Source organism: Nocardia sp. NPDC058497, assembly GCF_042720195.1.
Lineage (GTDB): Bacteria > Actinomycetota > Actinomycetes > Mycobacteriales > Mycobacteriaceae > Nocardia.
The window spans coordinates 1-6,843 of record NZ_JBHXMY010000324.1; the positions used below are offsets into that span (position 1 = coordinate 1).

Annotated in this window: 7 protein-coding genes and 1 pseudogene; 4 read left to right on the plus strand and 4 right to left on the minus strand. The window is 68.9% G+C overall.

Annotated features, from left to right (window positions below; genetic code table 11):
• Positions 1–29: 29 nt before the first annotated feature.
• Both ACFWPJ_RS20605 and ACFWPJ_RS20610 read left to right on the plus strand, forming a co-directional pair.
• The gene (locus tag ACFWPJ_RS20605) at positions 30–1,340 is read left to right on the plus strand and encodes a cryptochrome/photolyase family protein (protein ID WP_378853631.1); all 1,311 of its coding nucleotides are present in this window, start codon (positions 30–32) and stop codon (positions 1,338–1,340) included.
• A 118-nt stretch (positions 1,341–1,458) separates the two neighbouring features.
• On the plus strand, positions 1,459–2,106 hold the full coding sequence (locus ACFWPJ_RS20610) for a fasciclin domain-containing protein (protein ID WP_378853633.1): 648 nt from the start codon (positions 1,459–1,461) through the stop codon (positions 2,104–2,106).
• A 45-nt stretch (positions 2,107–2,151) separates the two neighbouring features.
• Here the strand turns inward: ACFWPJ_RS20610 and ACFWPJ_RS20615 are convergent.
• Positions 2,152–2,462, minus strand: a pseudogene (locus tag ACFWPJ_RS20615) (hypothetical protein); the annotation flags it as partial.
• Between the two features lie 258 nt (positions 2,463–2,720).
• On the opposite strand from ACFWPJ_RS20615, the gene ACFWPJ_RS20620 reads away from it, so the two are divergent.
• Complete coding sequence (locus ACFWPJ_RS20620; RefSeq protein ID WP_378853635.1) at positions 2,721–3,926, plus strand: glycoside hydrolase family 76 protein; 1,206 nt, start codon at positions 2,721–2,723, stop codon at positions 3,924–3,926.
• Here ACFWPJ_RS20620 and ACFWPJ_RS20625 read toward each other — a convergent pair.
• Positions 3,907–4,329 (minus strand): hypothetical protein, encoded by a 423-nt coding sequence (locus tag ACFWPJ_RS20625; protein WP_378853637.1) that lies wholly within the window; start codon positions 4,327–4,329, stop codon positions 3,907–3,909. The two genes, ACFWPJ_RS20620 and ACFWPJ_RS20625, sit on opposite strands and share 20 nt — an antisense overlap.
• Before the next feature lie 57 nt (positions 4,330–4,386).
• Here ACFWPJ_RS20625 and ACFWPJ_RS20630 point away from each other — a divergent pair, with 57 nt between their 5' ends.
• Positions 4,387–4,848, plus strand: a complete 462-nt coding sequence (locus tag ACFWPJ_RS20630) for a MarR family winged helix-turn-helix transcriptional regulator (protein ID WP_378853639.1) — start codon at positions 4,387–4,389, stop codon at positions 4,846–4,848.
• 22 nt (positions 4,849–4,870) lie between these two features.
• On the opposite strand, the gene ACFWPJ_RS20635 is transcribed toward ACFWPJ_RS20630, so the two are convergent.
• Together ACFWPJ_RS20635 and ACFWPJ_RS20640 are read right to left on the minus strand one after the other, a co-directional pair.
• Entirely contained in the window at positions 4,871–5,794 is a 924-nt protein-coding gene (locus ACFWPJ_RS20635; RefSeq protein WP_378853641.1) for a D-alanyl-D-alanine carboxypeptidase family protein, read from the minus strand.
• Between the two features lie 208 nt (positions 5,795–6,002).
• On the minus strand, positions 6,003–6,843 hold an 841-nt coding region (locus tag ACFWPJ_RS20640), incomplete at its 5' end, for an alpha/beta-hydrolase family protein (RefSeq protein ID WP_378853643.1).

Below are 6,843 nucleotides of genomic sequence, written 5' to 3' on the forward strand. Positions count from 1 at the left end.
CGTGAAGACGTCCGCCCCCTCGGCACGCGATGAGCGTCTCCATCGCACTGTTCACCCGTGACCTGCGGGTGCACGACAACCCGGTCCTCACGGGAGCGGCCAGGGCAGCCGACCAGGTGGTTCCACTGTTCGTCGTCGACGAGGCGCTGGTGCCCGACCGCTGCCCGCCGAATCGCGCGCACTTCCTCGCGGCGGCACTGACCGAGCTGGACGCAGAACTACGCGCACGAGGCGGTGCGCTAGTCGTGCGACGCGGCGCGGTGGTCGACGAGGTCGAGCGCGTCATCGAGGAGACCGAGGCCGAGAGCGTGCACCTGGCCGAGGACGTCAGCCGCTACAGCAGAGCGCGCGAACAGTCGCTGCGCGACAGACTGAACGCAGCCGTGCACTGCCACTCCGGCTCCGTCACCACCACTTCCGCTGAGCTCGTCCCGTCGACCGGACGCGACCACTTCGCCGTCTTCACCCCGTACTTCCGGCGCTGGAGCCAGGCCCACCGCCGCAACCCACTCCCAGCGCCCCGGTCACTGTCGGTGCCGCCGATCCGCAGCGATGCACTGCCCGCCGCGAAGGACCTCAGCGATGGCGAGCCGTCGCCACGGTTGATTGTCGGCGGGGAAACAACCGCCCGTGCGCTCCTGCGTGATTGGCTCGACGGCCCGATCGACGGCTACGCCCGCGACAACGACAATCTCGCCGCCGACGCGACCTCCCGGTTGTCGGCGCACCTGCATTTCGGATGCCTGTCCCCCACCGAAGTGGTTCGCCGCGTCGATATGTCGAGCGACAGCGGGCTCGCCTTCGCCCGGCAACTCGCCTGGCGCGACTTCCACCACCAAGTGCTCGCCGCCCGCCCCGATGCCGCCTGGTCGGACTACCGTCGGCGCACGACAGCGGGCCCGTCGGACGAAAAGGCCGTCGCCGCATGGCAAGACGGACGCACCGGCTATCCGATCGTCGACGCGGGGATGCGGCAACTCCGCGCGGAAGGCTGGATGCCGGGACGAGCACGCCTGATCACCGCGAGCTTCCTCGCCAAGTCGCTGCGCCAGGACTGGCGGATCGGCGCGGCGCACTTCCTGCACTGGCTCGTCGACGCCGATCTGGCGAACAACCAGCTCAACTGGCAGTGGGTCGCCGGCACCGGCACCGACACCCGCCCCAACCGGGTCCTCAATCCCCTGCGCCAGGCCGACCGCTACGACCCCGACGGCACCTACGTGCGGCGATGGCTGCCCGAGCTGGCGCACCTGCCCGGCGCGCGAATTCATCGTCCCTGGCGCGAGAACGTCGATCCGGCAGCCTATCCCGTGCCGATCATCGATTGTGTCGGGCGGTGAGGCCGGCCTGGCAATTCTTGGAGCGGAAGAGGTAGCCATCCGAGCGGCCGGGCCAGCCGAACTCCGTGGCACCCACACCGTGCGGCCTCGTGCCACACGCCGACGGAACGGAAAGATCATGCGATACCTGCGCAGAACCCTCGTAGCGGCCATGCTCCTCGGCTCGACGCTCGGCGTCGCGGCCTGTACCGACGACGACGCGACCACCACCACGGCGACCTCCCCCGCACCGATGACCTCGGCACCGAACACCACCGGCGCGGACGCCGCGTCCGGTCTGGTCGGGCCGGGGTGCGCGGAATACGCCGCCCAGGTTCCGAGCGGTCCCGGCTCGGTCAGCGGAATGGCCCAGGAGCCGGTGACGGTCGCCGCGTCCAACAATCCGATGCTCACCACTCTCGTGTCGGCGGTCTCGGGCGAGCTCAATCCCGATGTCAATCTGGTCGACACCCTCAACGGCGGCGAGTTCACCGTGTTCGCCCCCGTCGACTCGGCCTTCGCGAAGATCGATCCGGCGACCGTCGAGACGTTGAAGACCGACTCGGCCACCCTCACCGAGATCCTCACCTACCACGTGGTTCCCGGCCAGATCGCGCCACCGAGCATCGCCGGCACCCACACGACCGTGGAGGGCGCCGATGTCACGGTCACCGGGTCCGGTGACGCGCTGAAGGTCGGCGACGCGAACGTGATCTGCGGCGGTGTCCGCACCGCGAACGCCACCGTGTACATGATCGACAGCGTGCTCATGCCGCCCGCGGCGTGATGCCGACGATGGTCGCGCAGCCGCGGTCTCAGCGCTCGCGCCGGCTCAGCGGACCCGCGGCTTGCGGGCCTCGATGAGAAAGCGCGACGAATGGGCGATGAACGGGCCGTCGGCGACGATCCGCTCGTGGAGTTCGCGGAGACGGTCGCGGTAGGCCTCGACGGAGAAGCCGGGAACGATCCAGATGACCTTGCGCAGGAAGTAGATCACCGCCATGCCTCGGTCGCCGCGGTGACCGAGGGGAGCCGCGGGACGCCGGCCAGCACTTCCCCGCCACCGGTCTGGATGTCGAGCGCCGCCTCGGTCAGGGCGAGGCGCTCCCCGATCAGCCGCTGATAACCCCACGATGGCCGCTCACCGCACATGAGCAGTTTGCCGTCCCGCGTTCTGCGGATCAGCCGACCATGCTTCCCGATTTCAGCCTGCGCCGCCGCCCGGCGGGCTTCCTGGTCTGCGTCGTCCATGTCCTCCATGATGCGCTCGACGCCGAGTAGGTTCCGACAACGTTTTCGCGGCAAACCTGAGTAGTTCAAGTGTTGGTCATTCCGGCACCGGACTCTGGCGGTACGGTTCCCGGCTCCGATGTCGTTGTCCAGTAAGAGGAGCTCGAGCAGATGGATGGACGGCACGAAGGCATCAGCCGACGCAGTGTGCTGTTCGCGGCCGGAGCCGCGATGGCGTACTCCGCGCTGGAGCAGCCGGGGCGGGCGGGGACCATCACACGGGGGATGTCGACCGGGCCCGCGGACTCCGGACAGCGGGCGGACCTGGCCGAACAGGCGATCGTGGCGCGGCATGTGCGCCCGCTTTGGGGTCTGCCGCAGCGGAAGCTGGGCGCGCTCGTCTGGCCGGCGACGGCGGCTGAGCAGTCGTTCGTACGCTGGTGTTACTGGTGGCAAGCTCAGCTGCTCGACTGTGCGGTGGATGCCGCGTGCCGCGCCCGCACCCCCGAACGCATCGACCTGGTCGTCGCGCTCGCCCGCGGTATCCGAACTCGCAATATCACGGGCTGGACCAATCGGTACTACGACGATATGGCGTGGCTGGCGCTGGCGCTCGACCGCGCCGACCGGCTGCTCGACATCCGGTTCGGCGACGCCGTCGAGGAGCTGCGGGCGGAGTTGATCGACGGCTGGAACCCGGCCGTCGGTGCGGTGCCATGGCGCTTCGGCGACGACTACTACAACACCCCCTCGATCGGCCCGGCTGGTATCGCTTTCGCCCGGTTGGGCGAGCTACCCCGCGCCGCGCACCTTGCCGATTTCCTGCACACCCGGCTACGCGACGCGCACAGCGGCCTGATCCTCGACGGTGTCCACGAGCCCGGCGGACAAGTGAACCGGACCGTCCACACCTACTGCCAGGGCGTGACCATCGGGCTGGACACCGAACTGGCGCTGCGCACGGGCGAACCGGGCCACCGCGCCCGGGTGGCCGCGCTCGTCGCCGCGGTCGAGGACGAGCTCACCGACGCCGGGGTGATCACCGCGACCGCCGGGGGCGATTCCGGGCTGTTCATGGGTATCCTCGCGCGGTATCTCGCCGAAGCCGCACTGTCCCTGGGTGACACCACCGCCGCGGACATCGTGCACGCGTCCGCGCGGGCAGCCTGGGAACACCGCGCCGAGGTGGACGGGCTACCGCTGTTCGGTACCGACTGGACCCGTGCTGTCACGGTCCGGGAGTATCCGGGCACCTTTCTCCAGCTCGCGGACTCGTCCGCCGAGTCGTCGGTGAACCTGAGCCGCGATCTCTCGGTGCAGTTGAGCGGGTGGATGCTGCTCGAAGCGGACCACCGGCTCACCGCCGCGGGACGCTGAGCGCACGCGGCTTCCTGTCAGATCCCCACTCGGCGCGCAGTCGCAGCACGATCAGGCCGATCAGCAACAGCACGGCCAGCGAGTCGAACACCGTGCTGAACACCGGGGCATCCGGCCGGGTGATCGAATCCGACAGCGTCAGTATCAGATTCGCCGTCTTGGTGGTGATCGCGGCCAGTGCCACCGGCACCTGAACCGCGGGGACGAACGCCGCCCAGACCAGCGCGGCTCCCAGGACCAGCTGCATCACGCCGCGGTGCCGCAGCAGGGCCTCCTCCATCGGGCCCAGTCGAGTCAGTCCGTAGTACTCCAGCGCGGCGGGCGTCACCAGCGCCAGCACCGGCGTCATGGTGATCAGGCCGAGGACCACGAGGGTGACCTTGACGACTCTGGCATCGGGCATATCGAGCTCCAATCATCAGCAGTGCTGACGATCAGCGTACGTGACTAAGATGGGCTGATGCGAGAGACGACGGCAGTGGAACAGATCACCCGGGCGCCGATCTTCATGCTGTTCCGGGTCGGCGATGCGGCCCGCGACGCCGTGGAGCAGTCGCTGGACCGTTATGGCCTGCGCGGCAAGGACTTCCGGGTGCTGTCCTACGCCGGTACGGGCGTGTTCTCCCAGCAGGATCTGGCCAGGCTCACGGGCCTCGACCGCACGACCATGGTCGCCGTGATCGACCGCTTGGAGCGCACGGGCATGGCGGCCCGCGAGCGTGGCGAAGACCGGCGCACCCACGTCGTGGTACCGACCCCGAAGGGCCTCCGCACACTGAAAGAGGCGTTCGCCGAACTGGAACAGGTCCAGGACGAGTTCCTCGCCGCGTTGAGCCCGTCGGGCAAACGCGCTATGGAAACGGCCCTGACCCGACTGTTCGCCGCGCATGATCCCTCGTGCCGCCGCCAGGACGAAATCTGATGCGCCGGTGTGGACGCGTCGATCAGCGGACGGGCTGCAGTACGTTCAGGATCGGGTCGTAAGCCCAGTTCAGCATCCGCTCGGCGTCTTCTTTCGCCGTGACGCTGCTGTGGGGTGAGCTGTGCAGCACCACACCGATCAGCGGAATTCCCGCCCGGACCGTCTCGAACAGCAGGCAGTGTCCCGCGGCGTCGGTGTTCCCGGTCTTGATGCCGAGGGTGCCGGGATATTCGTGCAGCAGCCGGTTCGTCGAATTCCAGTGGTGCTCACGGTTACCCGCTCCGGCGGGAACGTGAAAGGTCCGCGCACCGACGATGTCGCGGAACACCGGCAGACTCATCGCGCGCACGCCCAGCGCCACGAGATCCACCGGTGTGGAATAGGTGGAGTTGTCGGTCGGGTTCGGCAAACCGCTGGGGTCGGTGAAATGTGTTCCCGCCAGGCCCATGACACGCGCGGTGTCGTTCATCCTGGCGATGAAACCGTCCTGGCCGGGCCCGTAGGCCTCGGCAAGCGCATAGGCGGCGTCGCAGCCGGAAGGTAGCAGCAGCCCGTACAGGAGCTGCCGTGCGGTGAGCACCTCGCCGGGCGCCAGTCCCGCGGTGCTCCCGTTGTGCCTGCCGCAGTAGCCCATGGCTTCCTGCGGCACGGTCACCGGCCGCTCGAGATCACCGGCGACGATCACGACCAGCGCCGTCATCACCTTCGTGATGCTGGCGATCGGAACCGGGGTGTGCGCCTCTCGTGACCACACCACGGTTCCGGTGATCCCGTCCGCCAGCGCCGCCCCGGTCGCCTGCACCCCATCCGGCCCGCCACCAGGCCAGGGCAGCAGCTGACCCTGGCCGGCACTTCCGGTGGGCACAGCGGCCGCGACACCGGGCCCAGCCGCGACAACCAGAACCCCGGCGACAACCGCGTGCAACATCCCGGCAAATGTCCGCATGGCGACATTCTGTCGTACAGCTAGACCGACATGTGGGATTTCACCGCCGCTATTTCGCCCCCGTCTCCGTCAGGCTCGGGCGACGGATCCGGGATCCCGCCTGGGCGGTAATTCGGAAGACGACCGGCCGGGACGATGGCAGTGGCGCTGATGCCGGCGGATCACAGCGATCCCCTCACTGCTGGTAGCCCATATCCCGGTGTGGCGTTCATTCGGTGCCACGCAAGATCGCTCGCAAGCGCTCGGTGTCGGCCGGGGTCCAGCCGGCCGGTGACAGGATCGCGGCCCAGGCGTCGGCGATGTCGGCGTGGAAGGTGTGGCCGTGGCCGTCGGGCACATCGGTCGAGACGGCCATGTCCGCCGACACCTGTAGGAACGTCACGACCGGGATCCAGCGTGTACTCGGCAGGACGTCGGGACCGCGTTCCTCGCGGAGCCAATCGGGCTTCTGGAACAGCAACTGCGGTGTCCACCAGGTAATCGGGTCGGACGCGTGCTGGAGGTAGACCACTTTGGGTGATCCCCACGGGGCGTCGGGGCGGGCGAGATCCGGTGCGTCGGCGATGAATCGCACGGTGTGTCCGTCGCGGTAGATCGGCAGCCATTGCGGTGAGCCGGGGTCGCGGCGCGCGGTGGCATCGCGCCACACGGGGTTGGTCGCCGTGGGGCCGACGAACAGGACGCCGTCGGTGCGGGCCGCCATGTCCTGGATACCGGCGAAGGCGGCCTCGCCGCCGAAGGAGCCGAGGCTCTCGCCGAAGACAACCAGCTTCGGCCGTCGATCCGCGGGCAGGGTGTCCCACTCGGCGTGTACCGCCTCGAACAAGGCCTGACCGGACTGCCTGGCCCGTTCCTGGTCGACGACGAACGACAGCCAGCTCGGCAGGTAGGAGTACTGCATGCTCACCAGGGCACTGTCACCGTTGGCCAGGTACTCCAATGCCGACGCGGTCGAGTCGGTGATACCTACGGTGCCCGTGGTGGGGGCCACCCCCGGCCCCGCGCGGGCGAAAACCCCAGCTCGCCCCCACAACGGACCCCCGCGATCC

What these genes read in the sequence shown, in the direction of transcription:
- ACFWPJ_RS20605 (WP_378853631.1), top strand. Translation starts at nt 30, where the DNA reads ATGAGCGTCTCCATCGCACTGTTCACCCGTGACCTGCGGGTGCACGAC.
- ACFWPJ_RS20610 (WP_378853633.1), top strand. Translation starts at nt 1,459, where the DNA reads ATGCGATACCTGCGCAGAACCCTCGTAGCGGCCATGCTCCTCGGCTCG.
- ACFWPJ_RS20620 (WP_378853635.1), top strand. Translation starts at nt 2,721, where the DNA reads ATGGATGGACGGCACGAAGGCATCAGCCGACGCAGTGTGCTGTTCGCG.
- ACFWPJ_RS20625 (WP_378853637.1), bottom strand. Translation starts at nt 4,329, where the DNA reads ATGCCCGATGCCAGAGTCGTCAAGGTCACCCTCGTGGTCCTCGGCCTG.
- ACFWPJ_RS20630 (WP_378853639.1), top strand. Translation starts at nt 4,387, where the DNA reads ATGCGAGAGACGACGGCAGTGGAACAGATCACCCGGGCGCCGATCTTC.
- ACFWPJ_RS20635 (WP_378853641.1), bottom strand. Translation starts at nt 5,794, where the DNA reads ATGCGGACATTTGCCGGGATGTTGCACGCGGTTGTCGCCGGGGTTCTG.